This window comes from Streptomyces sp. NPDC006925, assembly GCF_042869575.1.
Classification (GTDB): domain Bacteria; phylum Actinomycetota; class Actinomycetes; order Streptomycetales; family Streptomycetaceae; genus Streptomyces.
Genome location: NZ_JBIAGB010000001.1, coordinates 267,631 through 292,605, shown reverse-complemented (window position 1 = coordinate 292,605; position 24,975 = coordinate 267,631). Strand labels below are relative to the sequence as shown.

General features: G+C 74.1%; 21 protein-coding genes. 10 read left to right on the top strand and 11 right to left on the bottom strand.

Features of this window, described 5'->3' with window-relative positions:
* Positions 1 to 218 precede the first annotated feature (218 nt).
* The 4 genes from ACFYNS_RS01340 to ACFYNS_RS01325 all read left to right on the top strand — a co-directional run bounded on the left by ACFYNS_RS01340 (position 219) and on the right by ACFYNS_RS01325 (position 4,972).
* Entirely contained in the window at positions 219 to 548 is a 330-nt protein-coding gene (locus ACFYNS_RS01340; protein WP_388599964.1) for a DUF5133 domain-containing protein, read from the top strand.
* A gap of 491 nt (positions 549 to 1,039) precedes the next feature.
* A complete protein-coding gene (locus tag ACFYNS_RS01335; RefSeq protein ID WP_360299948.1) occupies positions 1,040 to 2,176 on the top strand; it encodes a phospholipase D-like domain-containing protein in 1,137 nt (378 codons plus the stop codon).
* Positions 2,177 to 2,266: 90 nt separating this feature from the next.
* Positions 2,267 to 2,764 carry a MarR family transcriptional regulator gene (locus ACFYNS_RS01330; RefSeq protein ID WP_360299929.1) on the top strand — a complete coding sequence of 166 codons (498 nt, stop codon included), beginning with the start codon at positions 2,267 to 2,269 and terminating at the stop codon, positions 2,762 to 2,764.
* A gap of 120 nt (positions 2,765 to 2,884) precedes the next feature.
* The gene (locus ACFYNS_RS01325; RefSeq protein WP_360299932.1) at positions 2,885 to 4,972 is read left to right on the top strand and encodes an MMPL family transporter; all 2,088 of its coding nucleotides are present in this window, start codon (positions 2,885 to 2,887) and stop codon (positions 4,970 to 4,972) included.
* A 42-nt stretch (positions 4,973 to 5,014) separates the two neighbouring features.
* On the opposite strand, the gene ACFYNS_RS01320 is transcribed toward ACFYNS_RS01325, so the two are convergent.
* Positions 5,015 to 5,722, bottom strand: a complete 708-nt coding sequence (locus tag ACFYNS_RS01320; protein WP_360299935.1) for a DUF1990 family protein — start codon at positions 5,720 to 5,722, stop codon at positions 5,015 to 5,017.
* Positions 5,712 to 5,963 (bottom strand): hypothetical protein, encoded by a 252-nt coding sequence (locus ACFYNS_RS01315; RefSeq protein WP_360299937.1) that lies wholly within the window; start codon positions 5,961 to 5,963, stop codon positions 5,712 to 5,714. Before ACFYNS_RS01315 ends, ACFYNS_RS01320 begins: the two co-directional genes overlap by 11 nt.
* Before the next feature lie 79 nt (positions 5,964 to 6,042).
* Here ACFYNS_RS01315 and ACFYNS_RS01310 point away from each other — a divergent pair, with 79 nt between their 5' ends.
* Both ACFYNS_RS01310 and ACFYNS_RS01305 read left to right on the top strand, forming a co-directional pair.
* Positions 6,043 to 6,843: a DUF1990 family protein gene (locus ACFYNS_RS01310; protein ID WP_360299940.1), complete on the top strand. Its 801-nt coding sequence runs from the start codon at positions 6,043 to 6,045 to the stop codon at positions 6,841 to 6,843.
* 171 nt (positions 6,844 to 7,014) lie between these two features.
* Positions 7,015 to 7,335 carry a hypothetical protein gene (locus tag ACFYNS_RS01305; protein ID WP_360299942.1) on the top strand — a complete coding sequence of 107 codons (321 nt, stop codon included), beginning with the start codon at positions 7,015 to 7,017 and terminating at the stop codon, positions 7,333 to 7,335.
* A 93-nt stretch (positions 7,336 to 7,428) separates the two neighbouring features.
* Here the strand turns inward: ACFYNS_RS01305 and ACFYNS_RS01300 are convergent, their stop codons facing one another.
* From ACFYNS_RS01300 to ACFYNS_RS01285, 4 genes are all read right to left on the bottom strand, one after another.
* Positions 7,429 to 8,202, bottom strand: a complete 774-nt coding sequence (locus ACFYNS_RS01300; RefSeq protein WP_388599957.1) for an SDR family NAD(P)-dependent oxidoreductase — start codon at positions 8,200 to 8,202, stop codon at positions 7,429 to 7,431.
* A 294-nt stretch (positions 8,203 to 8,496) separates the two neighbouring features.
* Entirely contained in the window at positions 8,497 to 10,026 is a 1,530-nt protein-coding gene (locus ACFYNS_RS01295) for an aldehyde dehydrogenase family protein (RefSeq protein WP_388599955.1), read from the bottom strand.
* Between the two features lie 8 nt (positions 10,027 to 10,034).
* Positions 10,035 to 11,501 carry a 2-oxoadipate dioxygenase/decarboxylase family protein gene (locus tag ACFYNS_RS01290; RefSeq protein WP_388599952.1) on the bottom strand — a complete coding sequence of 489 codons (1,467 nt, stop codon included), beginning with the start codon at positions 11,499 to 11,501 and terminating at the stop codon, positions 10,035 to 10,037.
* Positions 11,491 to 12,663, bottom strand: coding sequence for an FAD-binding oxidoreductase (locus ACFYNS_RS01285; protein ID WP_360300230.1), 1,173 nt, complete (start codon positions 12,661 to 12,663; stop codon positions 11,491 to 11,493). Before ACFYNS_RS01285 ends, ACFYNS_RS01290 begins: the two co-directional genes overlap by 11 nt.
* 170 nt (positions 12,664 to 12,833) lie before the next feature.
* Here ACFYNS_RS01285 and ACFYNS_RS01280 point away from each other — a divergent pair, with 170 nt between their 5' ends.
* The gene (locus ACFYNS_RS01280; protein ID WP_360300233.1) at positions 12,834 to 13,784 is read left to right on the top strand and encodes a LysR family transcriptional regulator; all 951 of its coding nucleotides are present in this window, start codon (positions 12,834 to 12,836) and stop codon (positions 13,782 to 13,784) included.
* Between the two features lie 276 nt (positions 13,785 to 14,060).
* On the opposite strand, the gene ACFYNS_RS01275 is transcribed toward ACFYNS_RS01280, so the two are convergent.
* The 3 genes from ACFYNS_RS01275 to ACFYNS_RS01265 are packed head-to-tail and all read right to left on the bottom strand — an operon-like array spanning position 14,061 to position 17,739.
* Positions 14,061 to 16,181 carry a xanthine dehydrogenase family protein molybdopterin-binding subunit gene (locus ACFYNS_RS01275; RefSeq protein ID WP_388599948.1) on the bottom strand — a complete coding sequence of 707 codons (2,121 nt, stop codon included), beginning with the start codon at positions 16,179 to 16,181 and terminating at the stop codon, positions 14,061 to 14,063.
* Positions 16,178 to 17,170, bottom strand: coding sequence for a xanthine dehydrogenase family protein subunit M (locus ACFYNS_RS01270; protein ID WP_360300238.1), 993 nt, complete (start codon positions 17,168 to 17,170; stop codon positions 16,178 to 16,180). Before ACFYNS_RS01270 ends, ACFYNS_RS01275 begins: the two co-directional genes overlap by 4 nt.
* Positions 17,167 to 17,739 carry a 2Fe-2S iron-sulfur cluster-binding protein gene (locus ACFYNS_RS01265; RefSeq protein WP_360300241.1) on the bottom strand — a complete coding sequence of 191 codons (573 nt, stop codon included), beginning with the start codon at positions 17,737 to 17,739 and terminating at the stop codon, positions 17,167 to 17,169. The genes ACFYNS_RS01270 and ACFYNS_RS01265 overlap by 4 nt, the downstream gene beginning before the upstream one ends.
* Positions 17,740 to 17,969: 230 nt before the next feature.
* On the opposite strand from ACFYNS_RS01265, the gene ACFYNS_RS01260 reads away from it, so the two are divergent.
* Positions 17,970 to 18,566, top strand: coding sequence for a TetR/AcrR family transcriptional regulator (locus ACFYNS_RS01260; RefSeq protein ID WP_360300244.1), 597 nt, complete (start codon positions 17,970 to 17,972; stop codon positions 18,564 to 18,566).
* 128 nt (positions 18,567 to 18,694) lie between these two features.
* Positions 18,695 to 19,123, top strand: coding sequence for a CBS domain-containing protein (locus tag ACFYNS_RS01255; RefSeq protein ID WP_360300247.1), 429 nt, complete (start codon positions 18,695 to 18,697; stop codon positions 19,121 to 19,123).
* 85 nt (positions 19,124 to 19,208) lie between these two features.
* On the opposite strand, the gene ACFYNS_RS01250 is transcribed toward ACFYNS_RS01255, so the two are convergent.
* Positions 19,209 to 20,054 carry an alpha/beta hydrolase gene (locus ACFYNS_RS01250; protein ID WP_360300250.1) on the bottom strand — a complete coding sequence of 282 codons (846 nt, stop codon included), beginning with the start codon at positions 20,052 to 20,054 and terminating at the stop codon, positions 19,209 to 19,211.
* A 229-nt stretch (positions 20,055 to 20,283) separates the two neighbouring features.
* Positions 20,284 to 21,495, bottom strand: coding sequence for a PP2C family protein-serine/threonine phosphatase (locus ACFYNS_RS01245; protein WP_388600279.1), 1,212 nt, complete (start codon positions 21,493 to 21,495; stop codon positions 20,284 to 20,286).
* Between the two features lie 575 nt (positions 21,496 to 22,070).
* Here ACFYNS_RS01245 and ACFYNS_RS01240 point away from each other — a divergent pair.
* Positions 22,071 to 24,887, top strand: a complete 2,817-nt coding sequence (locus tag ACFYNS_RS01240) for a SpoIIE family protein phosphatase (protein ID WP_360297701.1) — start codon at positions 22,071 to 22,073, stop codon at positions 24,885 to 24,887.
* The last annotated feature ends 88 nt before the right edge of the window (positions 24,888 to 24,975 follow it).

The following is a 24,975-nucleotide window of genomic DNA, read 5'->3' as shown; positions in this document are numbered from 1 at the left end:
ACCGGAAGGCCGTCGCGTATCCCGGGCGCCTCCGCTCCCCGGCGCGGGACCCTGCCCGGCGCGGCCGCCGCCCGGCGCAGCCGAGGCGGGTACGAGCCCCTGCCGGGCCGCCCGTACGGAACTCCCCGCGCCGCCGGTCCGTACCCGCCACCGCGTGCCGCCCCGCATCCGTTGATCGGGGCCGCTTCGCCTCCACATCTCCTGAAGGGACCCTTCCCATGCTGCTCGCCCACCCCGCCGTCCTCCACGACCTCGTCGAGCAGTACGCGGCACTGAGCGTCCTGCGGGCCGAGGACGGTTCTCCCGAGGTGCAGCAGCGCATGAACGACATCGCCTACACGCTGTGCGTCTCTACCGGTACCCGGGACGTCGCCACGGCGCTCGTCGCCGCCCGGCACCGGCTGCCCGGCGCCCGCGTCGGCGACGACTCCCTGCTGTCCGCCGCGGACGTCCCCGCGGACCGCCCCGAACCGCCTGAGCTCGCAGTGACGGTCGTCCCGGCTCCGGAGGCGCCGCAACAGGCGCCCCGGCCCGCCGCCGCGGTGTGAGGCGCGTGCCGACGCCCGCGGGCAGCGCTGGTCGCTGCCCGCGGACCGGCTGACAGTCCCACCGTCCCACGGTCTTGCCGGAGAGCCGGTTCCGTTCGCACCGCTCCCCGCGACCGGCTCCGTTCGCTCCGCTCCCCGGTGACCGGTCCCGTTGCACCGCTCCTCAGTGAAAGGACAGGCGTACCCATGACAGCCCTGACCGCGCCGGGCCCCCCGGCGCCCCCCGCCGCGCACGAGCGCACGGCTCCCGAAGCGGCGGCACACTCCGCAACGGGGATCTGCGCGCGCCCGGTCGGTTCCGCGGCCGGGCGCCCCGGCCATCCGCTGTCCGGATCGGTGAGACGGTGACGGCGCAGGACCCGCCAGTGCCGGGACACGCCCCGATCGCGCAGGCCGCCACCGCGCCCGCCGGCGAGCGGCCGGGCCGCTCGCCGGGCGGCGACAGCGCCGAGGGCCGGTCGGCGGAGTCGGTACGCGAGCGCGAACAGTACATACGCAGACGGCTGGAGCGGCTGATCGGCATCGCCGCCACCGAGGGCAACGCACTGCGGGTCCTCCGCAACGGTGACGAGATCTTCCCCGCCATGCTGCGGGCGATCCGGGAAGCCCGGCACACCATCGACATGATGACGTTCGTGTACTGGCAGGGCGAGATCGCGCACGAATTCGCCCACGCACTCGGCGAGCGGGCGCGGAACGGCGTGCGGGTGCGGCTGCTCCTGGACGGCTTCGGCAGCAGGCCCATCGAGAAGTCCCTGCTGGCGGACATGGAACGGGCGGGCGTCGCCGTGCAGTGGTTCCGCAAGCCGATGTGGGTCTCGCCCTTCAAACAGAACCACCGCTGCCACCGCAAGGCCCTCGTCGTCGACGAGCGCACCGCCTTCACCGGCGGCGTCGGCATCGCCCAGGAGTGGTGCGGGGACGCGCGGCACCCGGGGGAGTGGCGCGACACCCATGTCGAGGTGCGCGGCCCCGCGGTCGACGGCGTCTCGGCCGCCTTCGCCCAGAACTGGGCCGAATGCCACGACGAACTCTTCGACGAGGCCGACCGGTTCGTCGAACACGACGCCCCCGGTACGTCCGTCGTCCAGGTCGTCCGCGGCTCGGCGAGCTTCGGGTGGCAGGACATGCAGACCCTGCTGCGCGTCATGCTGGAGTCGGCACGCGAGCGGGTGCGGCTGTGCACGGCGTACTTCACCCCGGACGACTACTTCGTCGACCTGATGAGCCGGACGGCGCGGCGCGGTGTCCGGGTCGAGATCCTGCTCCCGGGCCCGCACACCGACAAGCGCGTCTCCCGGCTGGGCGGCAGGCGCGTCTACGACCAGCTGCTCGGCGCCGGTGTGCGGATCGCCGAGTACCGGCCCACGATGATGCACGCGAAGGTCGTCACCGTCGACGGCATCGTCGCCCTCACCGGCTCCACGAACCTCAACCGCCGTTCCCTCGAACACGACGAGGAGGTGATGCTGGCCGTCATCGACGAGCGGTTCACGGCGACGCTCGACGACCACTTCGCCGCGGACTGGGCCGCCGCGGAGCGCATCACCTCCGGCCGGTGGCGGCGGCGCCCGACAGCCGAGCGCCTCAAGGAGGCGGCGGTGCTCCCCATCCGCCGGTTCCTGTAGGGCCCGGTGTGCCGCTTCGCGGCTCGGCGTCCCTTCCGGGGGCCTTGCCGCGGGCGGCCGGGTGGCCGGGCTCTTCTATAGAGTGGCCGGATGACCAGTGCAGACGGGGGCCGGCAGGTGGGCGGCGGCACAGCCGGGAGCGGTCCCGCGGATCTCCAGCAGTTCGCCGTGGCGCTGCGCAGGATGAACGGGGAGTTCGGCCGGCTGGTCCACGGGTTCGCCGCCGCCCAGGGGCTGCACGCCACCGACGCCGCCGCGCTCGCCGCGATCCTCGACGCGGAGGAACCGCTCACCCCGGGGTTGCTGCGGGAGCATCTGGGGCTCACCTCGGGTGCGGTGACGGCCTGCCTGGACCGGCTGGAGCGGGCGGGGCACGTGCGGCGCTCCAGGGACCCGGCCGACCGGCGGGTGGTCCGCCTGCACTACCCCCGTGACGCGCGGGCGGCTGCGCGCGGGTACTTCCGGCCGCTCGCTCAGGCGACCGACCGCGCCCGCTCGCAACTCGACGACGAGGAACAGCGTGTGGTGCTGCGCTTCCTCACCCTGCTGAACCAGGAGCTCTCCGCCCTCCGCGAGGGCGGGAGCTGACGGCTTCGCGGCGGCGGTGTGCGCAGTCGCGGTGGCGGCGGCATGTGGAGCAGATTAATTCAATGATTAAGATAGCCAATCGTTGAACTGGTTTGCCCGCGCCCACCCCCCGGAGGATGCATGCCGTCCGCGCCGCGTCTCGCCCGCCTCTCGGTTCCGATTCTGCTGCTCGTCGTCTGGATCGCCGTCGGCGGCGCGCTGGGACCGTTCGCCGGGAAGCTCGGCGAGGTCGCCACCAACGACGAGGCCGCCTTCCTGCCGCGCAGCGCCGAATCCACCAAGGTCCTGGACCAGCAGAAGGCGTTCGACCAGCAGGAGACCCTGCCCGCCATCGTGGTGTGGACGTCCGGCGACGAACAGCCCGTCACCCGCGCGCAGCGCGGGGCCGCATCGCGCGCGCTCGACCGGGCCGCCGACCGCATCGGCGCGGTCGGTCCGCCCACCCCCGCCGTCCCCTCCCGGGACGGGGCGGCACTGCAGGGCGTCGTCCAGCTCCGCCCCGACCTCGGTGAGGAACTCCCCGCGGCGCTGGAGAAGCTGCGCTCGGCCGCCGGGGAGGTGCCCGGGACGACGGTGCGCCTCGCCGGCCCGGCTGCCACCCAGGCCGACCTGTCGGACGCGTTCGCCGGGATCGACGGGCTGCTGCTGGGGGTGGCCCTCGCCGCCGTGCTGCTGATCCTCGTCCTGGTCTACCGCAGTGTGCTGCTGCCTCTGATGATCATTCTCGGTGCCGTGTTCGCCCTCGGACTGGCCTGCGCGGCCGTCTACGCGCTCGCCCGGCACGACATGGTCCGCGTCGACGGGCAGGTGCAGGGCATCCTGTCCATCCTGGTGATCGGCGCGGCGACGGACTACTCGCTGCTGCTGACCGCGCGGTTCCGGGAGGAGCTGAGTGCGGGACACCGCCGTGAGGTTGCCGTCCGGGCCGCCCTGCGCCGGTCCGTCGGACCGGTGCTGGCCAGCGCCGGTACGGTCGTCGCCGGCCTGCTGGCCCTCCTGCTCAGCGACCTGACCAACAACCGCGCCCTGGGGCCGGTGGGCTCCATCGGGATCGTCTGCGCGCTCCTCAGCGCGCTGACGTTCCTCCCCGCGGCACTGGCACTCCTCGGCCGCTTCGCCTACTGGCCGGCCAAGCTGCCGCGCTCGGCTGAGCAGCGGGAGGCGTCCGCGCGGGGCGGGGTCTGGCCGCGGGTGGCGCGCGTCGTGGACCGGGCGCCCCGGAGGATCTGGGCCTGCACGGTCGCGCTGCTGCTCGCGGCGAGCGCCTTCGTGCCGCTGCTGAACGCCCGGGGCGTGCCGCTGGACGAGATCTTCATCAACGACGCGCCGTCCGTCGCCGCCCAGCGGACCCTCAGTGAGCACTTCCCCGGCGGCTCCGGCAATCCGGCCACGGTGCTCACCGACGAGCAGGCCCTCACGAAGGTGCGGCGGGCGGTGCTCGGCACCGAAGGAGTGGCCTCGGCCGTGCCGCTGGGCGCGAAGGGCCGCCCGGACGCCGAGGCGCCGCAGGCCGTGGACGGCAGGGTCCGCCTCCAGGTCACCCTGGAGGACGCCGCGGACAGCGATGCCGCCAAGCGCACGGTCGAGCGGCTGCGCGAGGAGGTGCGGGCCGTCCCGGGCTCCGACGCGCTGGTCGGCGGCTACACGGCCCGGCAGTACGACACCCAGCGGACGGCCGAACGCGACCGCGCGCTGATCGTGCCGGTGGTCCTGGTCATCATTCTGATCATTCTGATCGCGCTGCTGCGCTCGCTGCTGATGCCGCTTCTGCTGGTGGCGACCGTCGCGCTCAGCTTCCTCGCCACCCTGGGCGTCTCCGCGCTGGTCTTCCGGGAACTGCTCGGCTTCAGCGGAGCGGACGCCTCGGTACCGCTCTACGGCTTCGTCTTCCTGGTGGCACTGGGCGTGGACTACAACATCTTCCTGATGTCCCGGGTCCGCGAGGAGTCGCTGCGGCACGACGTGCGGGAAGGCGTGCTGCGCGGCCTGACGGCCACCGGCGGAGTCATCACCTCCGCGGGTGTCGTACTCGCCGCCACCTTCGCGGCGCTCGCCGTCATCCCGCTGGCCTTCCTCGCCCAGATCGCCTTCATCGTCGCCTTCGGAGTTCTTCTGGACACCCTGGTGGTGCGGTCCCTCCTGGTGCCGGCGCTGGTCCGGGACATCGGCCCGGTCTCCTGGTGGCCGGGTCTCCTCAGTCGCAGATGACCCCCTCCGCCGGCCACCCGGGCGGCGGGCCGCCGACGGCGCTCAGCGGCGCGGGGTGGGAGCGAGCACGACGTTGTCGTACCCCGGCAGGGCCGCCGCCGCCAACGGGGGTGCGCCCCCGAGTTCCGCGCGCAGCAGCCGCCGCAGCCTGCGGGCGCTCGCGTGGTAGAAGCGGTGCTGCGTCCAGCGCCCGAAGACCGCGAAACCCGTCCGCACGACGGGATCGGGCAGCGGTGCCCGCCGCGAGTGGCCGGTGATACGGAACTCCACCGCACCGGTCCGCAGCCGCTTGACGACCTGGTAGGCGAGTTCACCCTGCTCCAGATGGCCCTCCAGGGTCCGGTAGGCCCAGCCCCACACGCGTGACTCCGAAGCGCCGCTGCCGTGCGTCTCGTCGGTCACGGACGTCACCCGCACCCCCATGTCGAACCGCAGGCCGGCGAACCGGCCCTCCAACAGCATGTCCCGGCCCAGCAGCGGCGTGTCGCTCCGGTAGAGCGCCCGCAGGATCGTCGGCTCCGCGAACTGGTAGTCGCGCACCAGACGGCAGGCGATGTCCCACGCGCCGCCCCGCACGGGGTCGCCCACCGGTTCCCGGGCGAGCGGCTGGCGGAGATAGTCGACGTGCCAGCGTGCGTTCCAGGTGGGCACCCGGCCGCCGGTCAAGGGCGCGTAGTTGACCGTGCGGTCGGCCAGGGAGTGCAGCGCGGCGACCGCCGGTGCACGGTAGAGGCGCCCCTCACGCAGCATGCGAGCCGTCCGGCCGGGGGCGTCCGGCGGGGGCGTCCTCCAGCGACTGGCTGATACCCCACAGCGTGGGGGCCCACAGGCCGACGAACAGGGCGCGGCGCTCGGCGTTGCCCCGCTCGTCCTGGTCGAAGCTCGCCGCCCGCATCCAGAAGACGATGCAGAGTCCGACGGACCCCATCGACGCCAGTTGCAGATGTGTCCTGCGCAGTCCGATCCGGTGCACCAGCTTTTCGAACAGCACGCCGACCTCCTGGGTCCGGGTGGGGGAGATGGGTGCCACTGATACCCACTCATATCGCTTTCATGGTGTCATAGGCGCTATGTCAGTACAGGGATGGATGCGGTCGGGAATCGGGGCACGGGCCCGGCACGACTCCGGCCGACCGCCGGCCCGGCGGCCGGGCAGACCGTCCGCCCGGCGGCGGATCGGCACCCTGCTGCGCTTCCCGGCCGGCGTCCTGCTGGTGTCCTGGGAGTACATGTGGCGGGTGACCGCGCTGCACCGCAGCGAAGTGGCGGGAGACTCCGGCGATCTGCCGCCCCCGCTGCCCCCCGAGCGCGTCGACGAGTTCACCAAACGGCTCGCCGACGGCGTCGGGCCGATGTTCCACCGCCGCTTCGGCGTCCGGATCCAGGGCGCCCGGATGAGCCCCGAGGAGCTGATCGGCGCGGTCGCGGCCGACCTCAACCGCCCGGCACCCTCGACCGCGGCCGTCTTCCACAAGACGCGTGGCGGGCCCGGACCTGCGCGCCCCGGCGACGAGTACCGGGTGCAGATGCCGGGCCCCTGGGACGGCCCGGTGCGTGTGCTCCACCGCGACCCGGTCACGATCCGGCTCGGCACGCTGCACGGGCATCTGGAGGCCGGGCAGATCCAGTTCACCGCCGACGACCCGGGAGACGGACTCCGCTTCCGTGTCGAGGCGTGGTCGCGCGCCGGTGACTGGTGGGCCGACCTGCTCTACAGCCGGCTGCGGGTGGCCAAGGAGATCCAGTTCAACATGTGGGTGCACTTCGCGCTGGGCGCCGCCGCGATCGCGGGCGGCCGCGCACAGGGGGGCGTCACCATCGAGACCCGCGGCATCCCGGCGGCCTTCTGCGAGGCGGCCGTCCAGTGCTGACCTCCGAGGCCTCGCGGCAGCTGCCGCACCACCCCCCGGACACGGCGCTGGTCCGGAGCGGCGCCACGCGTGCGGGCCGGATGTGCGTGCGAACCGGGTCCGGGTGCGGGAGGGTGGTGGCCGGAGCCGTCCGTCCGAGCCCCGCCCGCCCTGACCGAGCCGGAGGATCCGGTGCCCCCTGACGCCGCCCCGCACCCCGCTGTCTGCTCCTACACGCATCTCTTCCGCGGCGCGTCCGTGCGCATCCAGGGGCTGAGCAGGCCCGCGGCCTATGCCGAGAACCCGCTCGCCACCGGACTCGTGCTGCGGTTCGCCGACGGGGCTGCCACCGACGCCGAGATCCTGGTCTCCTCCAACGGTGAGGCCGTTCTCGTCGTCTCCGGCCACACCACCCGTGCCGGCACCCGGCTGCCCGAGCGGACCTGGCTCCTGCGGGGCTTCCGCGCCCTCGGGGACGAGGTCGAGGTGACGGTGGGCGTGCCGATGGAGTGACCGCCCCGGTCACAGCACCCCGCACCGCCGCGCCCGACGCGCACGGGCCCGGGCATCTGCCGGACCGGACAGCCGCGGCAGGCCCGTGCCGGGTCACGGTTCGCGGTGCACCTTGGTGTTGGACGCCTGCGCCCGCGGGCGGACCACCAGCAGGTCGACGTTGACCCGGCTCGGCCGCGAGACGCACCAGGCGATGGTGTCCGCCACGTCGTCCGCGGTCAGCGGCTCGGCCACACCTTCGTACACCCGGGCGGCCTTCTCCTCGTCCCCGCGGAAGCGGGTGAGCGCGAACTCGTCGGTCCGGACCATCCCGGGCGCGATCTCGATCACCCGGACGGGGCTGCCGACGATCTCCAGACGCAGGGTCTCGGCCAGCACGTGCTGGGCGTGCTTCGCCGCGACGTATCCGGCCCCGCCCTCGTACGTGGCGAGGCCCGCGGTGGAGGAAAGCACCACGACGGTGCCCTCGCCGGCGGTCAGCGCGGGCAGCAGCGCCTGTGTGGTGTGCAGGGTGCCGAGGACGTTGGTCTCGTACATCCGCCGCCAGTCCTCGGGGTCGCCGGTGGCGACCGGGTCCGCCCCCAGCGCTCCGCCCGCGTTGTTGACCAGCACCTCCAGCGTCTCGAACCGTGCTGCGAACGCGTCGACCGCCGCACGGTCCGTCACATCCAGGGCGTGGGCCTCGGCCTGCTGCCCCGCCTCCGCGATGTCGGCGGCGAGGGCGGCGATGCGCTCCGCACGGCGCGCGGCCAGCACGACCCGGTAGCCGGCCGCCGCCAGGCGGCGTGCGGTGGCGGCACCGATGCCGCTGCTCGCTCCGGTGACGACAGCGGTGCGGGACGGGGTGGCGGGCGAGGCGGTGCTCATCGACGCTCCTGGAGGTTCTGGGACCTGCGGTGGGCTCCGGTCAGCGTATGCGGGCCCCGGCGCCTGCGGGCAGCCGCCCCGGACGAGCGCGGCCGCCTGCGGGCAGCCGCTCCGGCACGGGAGGCGCTCCCTCCGCCGTGCCTCCGGCTGGGCGCGCCCCCCCCGTGCCGCAGCCCGCCCGCCCCCGCTGTGCCCGCCGCGGCGGCGTCCGGGTGCGGCGCGCGGACCGCACCGTTCCGCGCACACGGGAGACCTGCCGCGCGCGGGAAGCAGCCGCTCAGGGGCGGCTGCCGCTCACAGGAAGCTGACGTTCTGCGCCAGCGAGAGTTCGTCGGAGTAGTTGACGGTGTTGGTCGCCCGGCGCATGTAGGACTTCCAGGCGTCGGAGCCCGACTCGCGCCCGCCACCGGTGTCCTTCTCCCCGCCGAACGCGCCGCCGATCTCCGCCCCCGAGGTGCCGATGTTGACGTTGGCTATCCCGCAGTCGGAGCCCGCGGCCGAGAGGAAGACCTCGGCCTCCCGCTGATCCCGGGTGAAGATGCTGGAGGAGAGGCCCTGGGGGACGTCGTTGTGCAGGGCCAGCGCTTCCTCGAGCGTGTCGTAGGCGAGGACGTGGAGGATCGGTGCGAAGGTCTCCTCCCGCACGACGTCGTACTGTTCCTCGACGTGGACCAGGGCCGGTTCGCAGTAGGCGGCCCGCGGGGCGGCGTCGGCCAGCCTGCGGCGGCCGCCGGCCAGGAGCTCGCCCCCCGCCGCCCGGGCCCGTGTCAGCGCGCCGTCCATCGCCTCCAGGGCCGGGAGGGAGATCAGCGGACCGACCAGTGTCCGGTCGTCGAACGGGTCGCCGACCGGCAGCGTGCGGTAGGCCGAGACCAGCCGCGCGGTCAGCGTCTCGGCGACGTCCCGGTGGACGAGGAGGCGGCGCAGCGTGGTGCAGCGCTGCCCCGCGGTGCCCGCGGCGGCGAAGACGATGCCCTGCACGGCGAGGTCGAGATCGGCGGACGGGGCGACGATCGCGGCGTTGTTGCCGCCGAGTTCCAGCAGACTGCGACCGAGCCGGGCCGCGACCCGAGGCGCCGTCTCGCGGCCCATGCGGGTCGAGCCGGTGGCGCTGAGCAGAGCGATCCGCGGGTCGTCCACGAGTTGCCGGCCGATGGACCGGTCGCCGAGCAGCAGTCGGTGCACCGCGCGGGGCGCCCCGACGTCGTCAGCGGCGCGGGCCAGCAGACGGTCGCAGGCCAGGGAGGTGAGCGGGGTCAGCTCCGAGGGTTTCCACACGACCGTGTCCCCGCACACCAGCGCGACAGCGGTGTTCCACGACCACACGGCCGCGGGGAAGTTGAAGGCGGAGATGACACCGACCACCCCGAGCGGGTGCCAGGTCTCGGCGAGCCGGTGCCCGGGGCGCTCGGAGGCGATGGTGCGGCCGTACAACTGCCGGGACAGACCGACGGCGAAGTCGCAGATGTCGATCATCTCCTGGACCTCGCCCAGAGACTCGGACCTGATCTTGCCCGCCTCCATGGTCACGAGGTCGGCGAGGTCGCTCTTGTGCTCGCGCAGCAGCTCTCCGAGCCTGCGCACGAGTTCCCCGCGGCGCGGCGCGGGCGTGCTGCGCCAGGTGCGGAACGCCGCGCTCGCTTCGGCGACGGCCGTCTCGGTGTCGGCGGCGGTGGCGGCGCGGAGTTCGAAGAGGCGCTCCCCGGTGAGCGGGGTCCGGGCCGGGAAGTCGCCGCCTTCGGGTACGCGCACGCCGATCGCGTCGAGGCGGGAGCGGGCGCGGGCTCGCAGGTCGTCCGTACTGGGCAGGGCGGTGCTGGTCATGGCCATCCTCAGAGGTGTTCGCGGTGGACGGGGCGGACGAGGGCGGTGTGCTCCAGACCCAGCTCGTGCGCGACCCGGGACAGGGAGTGGTGCTGTTGCTGCTCGTAGAGTGCGTAGGGGTCGAGCACCTCGCGCTCCAGCGCACCGGCGAGCCATGCGGCGTCGTAGGCGGCGGCCTCCCGGGAGTTGTCGCGGGTGCCCTGCGAGGTGAGGTTGGACTGGAAGATGCCCGCCGCGGAGCGGGGCAGGAAGTCCTCGTAGACGAGGGGTTCGGCCTCGACCCACCCGCGCCGCAGCAGTGCGCCGATGTCCGCCGGGGGCCGGGTGCCGTCGCGGGGCGGGTCGGCGGCCGTGCGGAAGGTGAAATGCGCCAGTCCGCGCGCGGCCAGTTCCCACTCGGTGCGGGGCAGCTGCTGCTCCCACACCTCCCGGGCGATCTCCTCGCGCCGCCGGCCGGGCGCCTGCGCGCTGCGCCGGTCGACCAGATCGACCAGGCCGTCGTAGCGGGCGCGGCCCTCCCGGGTGAGGGCGATACCGCGCGCCTCCACCTCGCCGAAGCGCACCCGCAGCGCACCGTCGACCACGCAGCCTTCCGGGGTGCGCATCGCCCGTGGTTCGGCCAGCGCCCGGAAGGACGTCTGCCGCAGCAGCACGTCGGGCCCTGGCCAGGCAGGCGGGCCCTGAATGGTGTCGATCATCTCGATGCCCCGCGCGGTCATCCGCCGGTACAGCTCGTCGATGTCGAGCACCCGCGGGGTGAGGTGGTTGATGTGCGTGCTGCGGACCCCGCCGATGTCCGCCGCCACGGCCGAGACCCGCTCCAGGGTCCGGTACCAGGCCCGGTCCACCGGTTCGGAGGACAGCTCGAAGGCGCCGACGGCGAGCTGGAGGAAGCGCTCGGCCTGCTCGGGCGGCAGCTCCCGTTCGGCGGCGGCCCGGTCGGCCAGCGCGAGCAGCTCCGGTGGAAAGAGCTCGCGGCCCGCGAGGAAGGTCTCCAGCTGTGCCCGGAGTCCGGGGTCGAAGAACCGGGGGTCGGCCGGAGTGAGCAGGGAGGTGAAGACGCGGAAGGGATTGCGTGCCAGCTCCTCGGCGTCGACGGGCCGGAAGGCGGTGGAGACGACGGGGACGGCGCTGGCCGCGGCCTCGCGGAGGTCGTAGAAGCCGACCGGGCGCATCCCCACGGCGGCGAAGACCCGGGCGACCTGCCGCAGTTCCGCGGGTGTGCCGACGCGGATGGCGCCGTGCCGCTCCGCGGTCACCCGGCTGAGGGTGCCCAGTCGTTCGGCCGCGCTGCCCCGGGCGCGCAGGACGTCCTCGTTGACCTCGTGGGAGACCTCCACCAGCGTGGTGTAGGCGGGCACCTCCAGCCCGTACATCCGCGACAGCCGCGCGGCGAACGCGGCCCGCAGCCGCCACTGTTCGACTCTCTTCACGGTTCGCCCTTCCTTCCTGGGGAGTGCGGGCTCACACGACATGGGCCTCGGGACGGATCCCGGAACCGGCGCGGAACCGGTCGGCACTGAGCGGTGCGGGGTCGGCGAACGGGCGGCGTCCCAGGTGCAGGTCGCGGACGATCTCGCCGACCGCGGGCGCCTGGAGGAAGCCGTGCCCGGAGAACCCGGTGGCGTACAGGAAGTTCTCCAGCTCGCCGGAGCGGCCGATGAGCGCGTTGTGGTCCGGGGTGTTCTCGTAGAGCCCGGCCCAGCCACCGACGGTCTCCATGTCGGCCAGGCCGGGGGCGCGGCGGCGCGCCACGGCGCGGAAGCGCTCCAGCCAGCCCGGTGTCCAGGTGGTGTCGAAGCCCTCGGCCTCGTCCGGGTCGGCCAGCCCGAACAGCAGCCCGTCGTCGCTGTTGTGGAAGTAGGCGCTGGAGGAGAAGTCGATGGTGAAGGGGAGGCGGGGCGCGGCCGGGGCCAGTGGCGCGGTGAACGCCAGTTGCCGCCGCACCGGGCGTACCGGGAGGCTGACGCCGGCCATGCCGGCGATCTGCCCGGACCACGCTCCCGCCGCGCAGATGACGCTGCCGCAGGAGATCCGGCCATGGCTGGTGTGCACGTGGGTCACCCGGCCGCCGGCCGTCCCGAGGCCGGTCACCTCGGTGTGCTCGGCGACCCGCACGCCGCAGGCGCCCGCGGCGCGAGCGTAGCCCCGCACCACCGCTCCCGGGCGTGCGTGGCCCGCCGTGGGGCAGTAGGCGGCGGCCACCAGGCCGTCGGTGCTCAGCCAGGGGCACAGCCGCCGCGCCTCCTCCGGTCCGATCATGCGGCTGGGTACGCCGAGACTGTTCTGGACGCCGACACCGGCCGCGAAGTCCGCCTCCTGCTCGGCGCTGTCGAGCAGGAACAGGTAGCCGACGGGATCGAACCGGATGTCCGCACCGGGGCGGTCGCCGAAGGCGCGGTAGGCGTCCAGGCTGCGCCGGCCCAGTTCGATGTTGAGCGGGTCGGAGAACTGGGCGCGTACGCCGCCGATCGGTTTCCCCGAGCTGCCGCAGCCCAGTTCGCCGCGCTCCAGCAGGACGATGTCGCGCACTCCGGCCTCGGCGAGGTGGAACGCGGCGCTGGTGCCCAGTACCCCGCCGCCGATGATCACGACGTCGGCGGAGTCCGGAACGGTACGGAATGCGGAGGAGGGCATAGGCGGTCCTTCCGAGGGCCGACGGCGGGATCGAGCGGGGTGGCCCGAGCCCGGACGCGGCGCTGCTGTCAGTGCGGCGGTGCTGATCAGCGTGCTGTCCCACATCGTGGCGCAGCACGACCGTTGACGTCCATGAACAGTTTCTGCTCAGATTCGTTTACCGTTCCTGCATGGAATGGACGAGTCCGCAACTGCGGTCGCTGGTGGAGCTGACCCGGCGGGGCACGGTCACCGCGGTCGCGCGTTCCCTCGGCTACACCCCGGGCGGGGTCTCCCAGCAGATCGCCGCGCTGGAGCGGTCCACCGGCATGGAGCTGCTGCGGCGAGTGGGGCGCCGGGTCGAACTGACCGACGCGGGCGTGACGTTGGCGGCCCACGCCGAACGGATCCTGGCCACCGAGGCCGAAGCCGTGGAGGCGCTGGAGCGCACCCGCCACGAGGTCTCCGGGACGCTGCGGGTCGGCCTCTTCGCCACCGCCGCCGCCGAGATCCTGCCGCTCGCGCTCCGGCACGCCCGGGAGACCTGCCCGGGCATCACCGTGCGCAGCCGCGACATGGACGTGGACGACGTGTACGACGCGGTGGCGGGCGGCTCCGTGGAGCTGGCCCTGGGCCTGGACTACCCGGACGTGCCCCTCCCGCGCGACGCGTCGCTGTGCGTCCTCCCGCTCTCCCGCGAGCGGTTCGCCCTCGCCGCACCCACGGGCGACCTGCCCGGCCGGGAGACGGTTGCGCTTCACGAGCTGCGGGAGCGGGGCTGGATCCTGCCGCCGGCCGGGAGCTACTACGGCCGCGCGGCGCTCACCGCCTGCCGCCGGGCCGGCTTCGAACCGCGGGTGCTGCACGAGGTGACCGACACGGCCGCGACGCTGGCCCTGGTCGAGACCGGGGTGGGGGTCAGCCTGGTGACGGACCTGATGCTGCGGCTGCGCCCCTCGCACCTCGACGTCCTCGGGCTGAGCGACACCGTGGAGCGGCACATCGTGGTGGTCTGCCGGACCGTCGCGCGGCACCGGCCCACGGTGGCGGCGCTGGTCGACGTGCTGCGCTCGGCGGCCTGCGCCCCGGCGGGCGAGCAGCGGCGGCAGCCCGCGGGGGAGGGGGGCGGGAGGCCCCGCTGACCCTCTGGGACACCGCGGGCGCGGGGGCGCGCGGCCGATGCGGGAGCGACCACGGCCGAGTTCGCCCCTTTGCGTCCGCAAATCGCCCCCGCCCCCCCGGGGTTCCGCCAACTCCGGCGCCGGTACTCCGGCTCCGGTACTCCGTACGGCGCGTCCGGCCCCCGGGGCCGGCGACCCGCCCCCGCCTACGGCTGCGGCTCAGGGATGCGAGGCCGGTGCGGGGCGGCCCGGTGTGCGCCGCGGACCGCCCCGCACCGGTTGCGCGGTGCCCCGGCCTCAGGCGTCGGGTCCGGCCTCCTCCGCCCGCAGGATGCGGTCCGGACGCAGCGGAAGGTCCCGGTGGCGGACCCCGGTCGCGTGCCAGACCGCGTTGGAGATCGCCGCGGCCGCGCCCACGATGCCGATCTCGCCGATGCCCTTGACCCCCACCGGGTCGTCGGGGACGGGGTCGTCGACCCAGTCCGCCTCGATGACCGGGACATCCGCGTTGGCGGCGATGTGGTACCCGGCGAAATCCGCCCCGACCTGGCCGCCGGACGCCGCGTCCCGCACGGCCTCCTCGTGGAGCGCCATGGACAGGCCCCAGGTCATCCCGCCGACGAGCTGGCTGCGGGCGGTGAGCGGGTTGATGATCCGGCCCGCCGCGAACACCCCCAGCATGCGCCGCACGCGGACCTCGCCGGTGGTCACGTCGACGGCCACCTCGGCGAACTGCGCCCCGAAGGAGTGCCGTTCCTTCTTGGCGAGCTCGGCGAGCAGCCCCGCGGTGTCCGTGCGCGCGGTGATGCCCTCCGGCGGGATGTCACCGTCGGACAGCGCCAGCCGGCCCCGCAGCTCCTCGGCTGCCGAGACGACGGCCAGCGACCACGAACGCGTGCCCATGGAGCCGCCGGCGACCCATGCCTGACCGAAGTCGCTGTCCCCGATCCGTACCGTCACCCGCTCGGTCTCCACGTCGAGTGCTTCCGCGGCGACGAGGGTGAGGGCCGTACGGGCGCCGGTGCCCACGTCCGCCGCGGAGATCCGCACGGTGAAGCCACCGTCCGGCTCGGCCGTCACGGAGGCGGTCGAGGGCGCGGCCCCGGACGGGTAGGTGGCCGCGGCCATGCCGGTGCCCAGCAGCCACCGGCCCTCGCGGCGCAGCCGCGGCCGCGGGTCGCGCTCGGCCCAGCCGAACCGGCGGGCGCCCTCCTCGAAGCAGCCGAGCAGGTTGCGGCTGCTGAAGGGGAGGCCGGAGAGCGGTCCGGTGTCCGGCTCGTTGCGGGCCCGCAGCGCGATCGGGTCCATGCCCAGCCGCTCGGCCAGCTCGTCGAGCGCCGACTCCACCGCGAAGGAGCCCGGGGCCTCGCCGGGTGCCCGCATCCAGGTCGGCGTCGGCATGTCGAGGCCGACGAGGCGGTGCGCGGTGTGGTGCGCCCGCGCGTCGTACATGACCCGCCCGAAGACGGCGCTGGTCTCCACGAACGGACGCAGCGTCGAGGTGAGGTTGAGCGCCTCGTGCCCGAACGCGCGCAGCCGCCCGTCCGGATCCGCGCCCAGCCGCACCCGCTGTGCGGTGGGGCTGCGGTAGCCGGTGACCGCGAACACCTGGCGGCGGGTCAGCGCCAGGCGGACCGGCCGGTGCAGGACGGTCGCCGCCATCACAGCGCCCACCTGGTGCGGCCGGACCCCCTTGGAGCCGAAGGCGCCGCCGATGTGCTCCGAGCGCACGCGTACCGAGGAGGCGTCGAGTGAGAACAGCTGGGCCAGATCGCCCGCCACCCACCCGGTGCCCTGGTTGGTGTCGAGCACCTCCAGCCGCCCCTCGTCCCAGCGGGCGGTCGCGGCATGCGGTTCCATGGCGCTGTGGTGCTGCTCGGGGGTGGTGTACGAGGCGTCCACCAGCACACTGGAGGCTGCCAGTTCGGCTTCCAGGTCGCCCTTCGCCGCCACGGCGCTGCCGTCCTCGGGCGTGTAGCTGCCGGGCCGGCCGGCGTGGAAGGCGACGTCGTGCGGTTCCTCGTCGTACTCGACGACCAGCGCCTCGGCCGCCTCCCGCGCCTGCTCCGGCGTCTCGGCGACGACCAGCGCCACCGGCCATCCCAGGTGCGGCACCCGGTCGTGCTGGAAGAGTGCCAGGACGGGGTCGGGTGGGCCGAGCAGGGAGACGAAATCCGTGGTCAGGCGCGGTGCGTTGCCGGAGTGCAGCACGGTCAGCACGCCGGGCAGAGCCCGCACCGCCTCCTCGCCGACCGCACGGACGCGGCCGCGCGCGACGGTGGAGAGGACCAGCCACCCGTGCGCCAGCTCCTCGAAGGGCTGCTCGCTCGCGTAGCGGGCCGCGCCGGTCACCTTCTCCCGGCCCTCGACGCGGGTGCGGGCGACACCGACGGTCCGGGGCTTCGCCGTGGTGGTCATCGGGCGGCCTCCTCGGCCAGTTCGGTGAGCAGGGAGACGACGAGGTTGCGCAGCAGCGGCAGTTTGTAGGCGTTCTGCTCCAGCACCCGCGCCGCGGCCAGTTCGGCGTCGGCCGCCGCCGCGAACGCTGTCTCCTCGGCCGGCTGCCCCAGCAGTGCACGCTCGGCGGCCCTGGCCCGCCATGGGTGGGAGGCGACGGCGCCGAAGGCCAGCCGCACATCGCGCACCGCCCCGTCGGCCACCTCGAGCGCACCGGCGACCGAGCCGATGGCGAAGGCGTACGAGGCCCGTTCCCGCACCTTGCGGTAGCGGGAGCGTGCGGCGACCGGCGCGGGCGGCAGCGTGACGGCCGTGATGAGCGCCCCCTGCGGCAGCGCGGTCTCCCGGTGCGGAGTGTCGCCGACCGGCAGGTAGAAGTCGGCCAGCGGCAGTTCGCCGCTTCCCCCGGCGGTCTCGAAGGAGACGACGGCGTCGAACGCGGCCAGCGCGACGCCCATGTCGGACGGATGGACGGCCACGCAGTGCGCCGAGGCGCCGAGGACGGCGTGGTTGCGGTGCTCCCCGGTGGCCGCCGAGCATCCGCTGCCCGGGGTGCGCTTGTTGCAGGGGCGGGAGGTGTCGGTGAAGTAGGGGCAGCGGGTGCGCTGCAGGAGGTTGCCGCCGACGGTGGCCATGTTGCGCAGTTGGCCCGAGGCCCCGGCCAGTACGGCCTCCGCCAGCGCCGGATAGCGGCTCCGGACCTCGGGGTGGGCGGCCAGGTCGCTGTTGGTGACCGTGGCGCCGATCCGCAGTCCGCCCTCCGCGGTCGGCTCGATGCGGTCCAGGGGCAGCTCCCGGACGTCGACGAGCCGCCCTGGGCGTTCGACCCCGGTCTTCATCAGGTCGACCAGGTTGGTGCCCCCGCCCAGGTAGCGCGCGTCCGGGTCGGCGTCGAGCAGCGCGACGGCCCCCTCGACATCGGTGGCGCGCTGGTAGCTGAACTCCCTCATGCGGCGGGCTCCTTCGGGTCCGTGTCCGCGGCGGGGCCGGCCGGGTCGGTGGCGGCCTGCGAGACGGCCTGGACGATCGACACGTACGCGCCGCAGCGGCACAGGTTGCCGCTCATCCGCTCCCGTATCTCCTCGGGGGTCAGCGGCGGCGGTCCCGCCTCGGGCCGGACGTCGCCGGTGGCGGCGCTGGGCCAGCCTGCCGCGTGTTCGTCCAGCACGCCGAGGGCGGAGCAGATCTGTCCCGGGGTGCAGTAGCCGCACTGGTACCCGTCGAGGTCGAGGAACGCCTGCTGCACCGGGTGAAGCTGCTCGCCGTCCGCGACGCCTTCGATGGTGGTGACGGCACGCCCCTCGGCCGCGACGGCCAGTTGCAGGCAGGCCACGGTCCGGCGGCCGTCGACCAGGACGGTGCAGGCGCCGCACTGCCCCTGGTCACAGCCCTTCTTCGAACCGGTCAGGCCGAGGCGCTCGCGCAGCGCGTCGAGCAGGGTGGTGCGGTTGTCGACGGTCAGGGTGTGGTGCTCTCCGTTGATCTTCAAGGTGATTGCGCTGGCGGTGGCTGGAGCCATGAACAGCTTCCTTCGCGAGTGCGGTACGAGGAGGATCGGCGCGCGGGCGGAGAGGCTGGGGCGGACGGAGCGTCCGCCGCCCGGGGATCCGACGCTATGGTGGGTTGGAGAAAGCGGACAGCAGTCCACTCCATGCGTCATGAACGTAGCGGACAGTTGTCCGGTTCGCAAGAGTTCCGCGTATCGCCACTGCGCACCGCAGCACCGCGCCGGGGCGGAGAGGAGGACGAGTGCGGCACCACAAGCCCGGCACCGCGCTGCGCTCGGACGCGCAGCGCAACCGCGAACGCATCCTGGAGGTGGCGCTCGTGGAGCTGACCCGCGCCGCCGACGCGCCGCTGAGCACCATCGCGAAGAAGGCGGGGGTCGGTCAGGGCACCCTCTACCGCAACTTCCCCAGCCGCGAGGCCCTGGTCCTGGAGGTCTACCGGTACGAGGTGCAGCAGGTGACCGAGGCCGCCGAGCAGTTGCTGCGCACCCGGCCGCCGGAGCAGGCGCTGCGCGAGTGGATGGACCGGCTCGCCCGGTACTCGCTGGCCAAGGCGGGTCTCGCGGACGCACTGCGGGCGGCCACCAGCGCCTGCGGCACCCTCGCCGGGCTCGGGCGCGGTCCGCTGACGCAGGCCGTGGGCACCCTGCTGGAGGCCAACGAACGCGCCGGAACGATACGCCCCGGGATGACTCCCGAGGACTTCCTCCTGGCCATCGCGGGGCTGTGGCAGATCGATCCGCAGCACGACTGGCAGGCGCGCGCCGACCGGCTCCTCGACCTGGTGATGGACGGGCTGCGGGCCGGCGCCCCGGGACGCCAGTCGTCCGCCGAGTGAGTCCCGCGAGGCCGTCCGCGCCGGGGCGTGCCGGGCTCGCGGGCCCCGAATGGCGGAAACCCGGCAGGGCGACCACGATGGACCGGGGGGCGGAACAGAATGCTGGACCGCGGCGACAGGAGGATGCCATGACCACGGCAGCCGACATCATGCACCCCGGCGTCCGGTGGGTGCCCGCCACCGAGACCCTGGACCGGGCCGCTCAGTTGATGCGCGAGATGGACGTGGGCGCCTTGCCCGTGAGCGACCCCAACGACCCCAACGAGCGCATGTGCGGCATCATCACCGACCGCGACATCGTCGTCCGCTGCATCGCGGCCGGGCGCGACCCCTCGCGGGTGACGGCGGGAGAACTGTGCGAGGGCACTCCGCGCTGGATCAGCGCCGAGGCGGACCTGAGCGAGGTCCTCCGCGAGATGGAGACCCACCAGATCCGGCGCCTGCCCGTCATCGACGGGAACAAGCGCGTGGTCGGAGTGATCAGCGAGACCGATCTGGGCCGGCACCACCTGAACGACAAGCAGCTCGCGGGGTTCGTGGAACAGGTCTACGCCTGAGCCGCGCACCCCACGGCGGACCCGCCCCCGCACGCGCCGGGCGGGCCGTCGGTCTGCCCGGGCGCGCCGAGGCGGGTCCGGGTGGTCAGCGCGCGGAGACGACCGGCCGCAGCCGCGCGGCGAAGGCGCCGGGGTCCTCGATGAACCCGGTGTGGTCGCCCGGGAAGGCGGCCCGCTCCTGGCCGAGCGCCTCGGCCAGCGCCAGCGAGGTCCGGTCGCACAACTGCCCGGCGGAGTCCTCGCCGACCCCCACCACGATCCGGGTGGCAGCGGAGCGCAGCGCCGCGAGGTCGGGCTGCCAGAAGCTGGAGGCCCGCATCTCGTGCGCGAACCAGCGGCGTTCGTCCGCCACCTGCTGCGGATCGCGCTCGCCACCGAACATCTCCTCGATCACCGGTTCGGGGAGGGTGATTCCGGCGTCGGCCAAGAACTTCCGCCACGCACCGGTCACGTCCCCGTCGAGATAGGTGCGGACGGTCTCCTCGGTGCCCTTCCTCAGCTCGTCACGGTCCTCCAGCAGTTCGATCAGCGGGGGCTCGTGGGCGACGACCGTGTGCACGGCTCCGGGGTGATGCTGGGCCAGGGCCAGTGCGCTGACGGCGCCGCCGCTGGAGCCCAGCACCGCGGCCGGGCCGCGGCCGAGCGCCTCGACGAGCCGGGCGAGGTCGTCGGCGCGCAGTTCCGGAGTGGAGTCCTGGGCGGGGTCGTCGAGCCCGCTGCGGTTGATTCCGCGCGGATCGGTGGTCAGCACGGTGTGGTCGGCGGCCAGCAGACCGGCCAGCGGGGCGAAGGCGGCGGCGTCCATCGGGGCGCCGACCAGGACGAGGAGCGGGCCGTCGCCGCGCACCTCGTAGTGCAGACGCGCGCCGGGTACCTCCAGGGTGCGTGCGGCTGCGGTGTCGTCCGGGGTGTCGTCCGAGCGGGAGTCCATGGTTCCTCCGAAGGGAGTGCGCGGCTGTTGGTGGGATGGACCGTCCGGCCGGAGTGAAATCATCGCTCGTGCCTGGCCGGTTCGGCCTCCGCGCGGGACGGGGGACCCGGGCTCGCTCCCGGAAGGCCGCGATGTCGCGGGTCCCTGCGATGCTCCGGTGCGGCGGACCGGCCCCGCCGAGCCGTCCGGCTCCGGACCGACCGCGCCCGTGGCCGCACCGGACCGCGGGTCAGCGCTCGGCGGGGACACCGGACAGCTCCTCGGCCTCGCCCGGCGGGTAGGGGGAGCCGGGCCACTCGACGAGCAGCACCGTGGCGTCGTCGCGCAGCCGGCCCTGGTGGTGCTCGAGGTGGTGCCGGATCAGCCGGCGCAGGGTCTCGGGCACGGGAAGTTCGTCGGCCTGGTGCCGGATGAGGAAGTCGGTGAACCGCTCCATGCCGAACTCCTCGCCCCGGCTGTTCCGTGCCTCGGTGATCCCGTCGGTGTAGAGCAGGAGCCGGTCGCCGGGCTGCAGGTGGGTGCGGCACACCTCGGTGTGCGTCCGGAACCCGGTGCCCATCGGCGGTCCGGGCGGGTGCGCCGGCTCGATGGTGGAGCGGTCCCGGACGATGACCGGCAGATGGTGGCCGCGGCTGAGCCAGGTCAGCTCGCCGCTGGGCACGTCCAGCGCGGCCAGGATGCCGGTGGCGAACCGGTCCCCGCGGAACTGCCCGAGCAGCGCCTCGTCGATCGCGGCCGCGGTACGCACCAGAGAGGCGCCTTCCCGGCGGCTGTTGCGCATGGTGGTCAACGCGAGGCTGGCCGTCAGCCCCGCCGCGGTGTCGTGGCCCATCGCGTCCAGCACCGCGAGGTGCGCGGTGCGGCCGTCGACCGCGTAGTCGTAGACGTCGCCGCTGACGTCGTAGGCGGGCTCCATGACCGCGCTGATCACCACCCGGTCCGTCGCGAACGTGCGCTGCGGCATGATCCGCCACTCCATCTCCGCCGCCAGACTCATCCGCCTGCGGCGGACCAGGCGCGCGTAGGAGTCGCTCAGTCCGCGTTTGGAGACCACGAGCAGTGCCACGAGCGCGGCCAGGCGCTCCATGTCCTGATGCATCGCCGCGTCCGCGTCCTCGGCGGTGATCCGCAGGACGCCGAGCCGGTCCGTGCCGTCCACCAGCGGTACCCACCACTGGCAGCGATCGGCCACCGTCACCGGGAGGATCTCCCCGTGCTGGAAGGCCCGTCCGGCCACCGTGCCCTCGATGCCGATCTCCTCGCTCTCCCCGGCGCCCGCGGGTGCCGGCCTGCCGGACAGCGGGGAGAGCACTTCCTGCTGCAGGTCCGCCAGGTAGATCAGCACTTCGCTGAGCCCCACCCACCGGGCCTGCTCCGCCACGAGCTGCGGCAGGTGCTCCAGCGTGGCGGTGTGACTCGCGGTGAGCAGTGCCCCGAACATGGCCGCACGTGCCGCCGCCGGTTCCGGCGCCGCTCCCTCGGGGTCGGGGGAACGTCCCTGGCGAGTAGTCATGCCCCCACTCTCGGCCTGGAGGGTGACCGCGGGGGCGAGCAACACCCGCGGGCAGCGCGCCCCTGGGACTCGGTGTGGCCGGTCGGGTGACGGTCCCGGCCCGTCCGGCCGCTTCCCGGCCTGTCCGGCCGCTTCCCGGGCCGTTCGGCCGCTTCCTGGGCCGTTCGGCCGCTTCCTGGGCCGTTCGGCGGCCGGCGTGGCGACCGGCGGAGTCCGCCCGTCTGTCCGCTCCATGCCGGACGGTCCGGTTCTCCGGCGTTGATGTGGCGAGCCGGACCGGACGGCGGAGCGGTCCGGTGCGCGGCAGAGTCCGGCCTCGCATCACCCGATCAGGGCATCGGCGAGGGGCTGCCCTCGCCGGCTGACGCGTACTCGCTGCCGCACTCCCGGCCGGTGGCCCGCCCGCGCCCCCGCTTCCGCTTCCTCCGCCCCGCGCGAAGCCGCCGGGTGGAGGCGCCGAGCTGCGGATTGAGCATCCTCCATCGGGCGACAATACTCATAATATGGCCAAACGGGACCGTCTCCGGCGCGCGAGGAGCCGCAGCGCGCCGCGTACCGGGCCCGAGCGTGCCGAGCGCGCCGGTGTCGCGCCCCGGAAACCTTCCCTGTCGTGGGGGCGGCAGGCGCGCTCGCTGCTGAGCGTGCACACCGTCGCGGGCCAGGTCCTGCTGCTGCAACTGGTGCTGGTGGTCGTCCTCGTCGCCGTGACGGTAGCGGGCCTCCTGCTGCAGTCCCGCCGCCAGAGCATCGAAGGGACCCGCGACGAGGTACTCGCCGCCGGCGAGGGGTTCGCGAACGCCCCGGGGACGGCGGAAGCCCTGGACAGCTCCGACCCGACCGCGGTTCTCCAGCCCCGCGCCGAGGCCGCCCGGAAGCGGACCGGCGTCGACAACATCGTCGTGGCCACCACGGACGGCATCCGCCTCACCCACCGGGACCCGGACCGGATCGGACAGCGCTTCGTCGGGCCCTACAGGAAGGCGCTCAGAGGCGAGTCCTTCACCCATACCGTCACCGACCCGCTGGGGCTGTCGGTGTACGCCGCCGTGCCCGTCTTCCGTGCGGACGGCACCGTCGCCGGCGTGGTCGCCCCGGAGATCACCATCGACAACGTCAGCCAGGAGGCCCAGGAGCAACTGCCGCTGCTCTTCGGTACGGCTGCCGGAGTGCTCCTCCTGGCCATGGGCGGCTCCGCGCTGGTGAGCCGACGGCTGCGCCGCCAGACCCGGGGACTCGGGCCGATCGAGATGACGCGGATGTACGAGCACCACGACGCGGTGCTGCACGCGGTACGCGAAGGCGTGCTCATCGTCGACGACAGAGGACGGCTGCTGCTGGCCAACGACGAGGCGCGGCGGCTGCTGGACCTGCCCGAGGACGCGGAGCAACGAGCGATCGGCGACCTCGGTCTGGCTCCCGGCACGGCAGGACTGCTGGCCTCCGGTGAACCGACCACCGATGAGGTGCACCTGGTCGGGGACCGGCTGCTGGCCGTCAACGTGCGGTCCGTCGACCAGAGCGGGGGAGCGTCCCACAGCGTGGCCACGCTGCGCGACACCACGGAGTTGCAGGCGCTGGCGGGCCGCGCCGAGGTGGCCAGGGAGCGGCTGCAGCTGCTGTACGACGCCGGGGTCCGGATCGGGACCACCCTGGATGTGGCGCGTACGGCCGAGGAGCTGGCCGAGGTCACCGTGCCCCGGTTCGCCGACTTCGTCACCGTCGAACTGCTGGACCCGGTGCTGCGCGGAGAGGAGCCGGGCGAGGCCGGCACCGAGATGCGCCGCACCGCCGTCCGCGGCATCCGCGACGACCCTCCCCTCTACCCGGAGGGTGAGCTGATCCGGTTCGCGCCCACCAACCCCGTCGCCGTCGTCGCGACCAGCGGCCGGCCGGTGCTGGAGCCCGACCTGGCCGCCTCCCGCGGCTGGCGCGCCCAGGACCCCGAGCGCGCCCGGCACGTCCTTGCATACGGCATCCACTCCCTGCTCTCGGTACCGCTCCAGGCGCGCGGTGTGGTGCTGGGGGTGGCCGATTTCTGGCGCTCCGAGGGCGAGCCGTTCGGCGAGAGCGACCTGTCCTTCGCCAAGGAGCTGACCGCCCGGGCGGCCGTGAGCATCGACAACGCCCGGCGCTACACCCGCGAGCACGCGATGACCGTCACCCTGCAGCGCAGCCTGCTCCCCCGCGAGCTGCCGGAACTGTCCGCCGTGGACGTGGCGTTCCGCTACCTGCCGGCGCGGGCCGGGGTGGGTGGGGACTGGTTCGACGTCATTCCGCTGCCCGGTGCCCGGGTGGCGCTGGTGGTGGGGGACGTGGTGGGCCACGGGCTGCACGCGGCCGCCACCATGGGGCGGCTGCGCACCGCGGTGCACAACTTCTCCGCACTCGACCTGGCACCCGACGAACTCCTCTCGCACCTGGACGAACTCGTCGCCCGCATCGACCAGGAGCGCGCGGTGGAGGGCGACGACACCGCCATCACGGGCGCCACGTGCCTCTACGCCGTCTACGACCCGGTCTCCGGCCGGGCCACCGCCGCACGCGCCGGTCACCCCGGGCCCGCCCTCGTGCACCCGGACGGCACCGTCGCCTTCCCCGACCTCCCCCTCGCGCCGCCGCTGGGCCTCGGAGCCGGGATGCCGGTCGAGACCACGGAACTGGACCTGCCCGCCGGCAGCCGGCTGGTGCTGTTCACCGACGGCCTCGTCGAGAACCGGGAGCGCCACGCCGACACCGGTCTCGCGGTCCTGCGTGACGCCCTCGCCCAGGCCGACCGGACTCCCGAGGAGACCTGCCGGGCCGTGATCGGCGCGCTGCTGCCCGAGCACCCCAGCGACGACATCGCGCTGCTGGTGGCCCGCACCCACACCCTGGCCGCGGACCAGGTCGCGACCTGGGAGGTGCCCGACGACCCGACCGCCGTCGCGCCTGTCCGCGCCGCGTGCGCCCGGCGACTGGCCGGGTGGGGGCTGGAGGACCTGGCCTTCACCACCGAGTTGATCGTCAGCGAACTGGTCACCAACGCCATCCGCTACGGAACCCCGCCCATCCGGCTCCGGCTGCTGCAGGACCGCAACAGCGTGATCTGCGAGGTCGCCGACGGGAGCAGCACGTCGCCGCATCTGCGCCGGGCGGCGATCACGGACGAGGGGGGCCGCGGGCTCTACCTCATCGCCCGGTTCGCGCGGCGCTGGGGCACCCGCTACACCGGCCGCGGCAAGATCATCTGGACCGAGCAGCCACTGCACGACGGCGGGGACGAGACCGGCGAGGAGTCCGGCGAGAGTCTGCTGGACCAGTGGGGCGACGCGGAGCTGTGACGCCCGGCCCGCCGGTGCCGGGCAGCGGCGGTCGGAACACCGACCTGCCCAGCGCGGCCGGGTCGGGTCGGAACACCGACCAACCGGG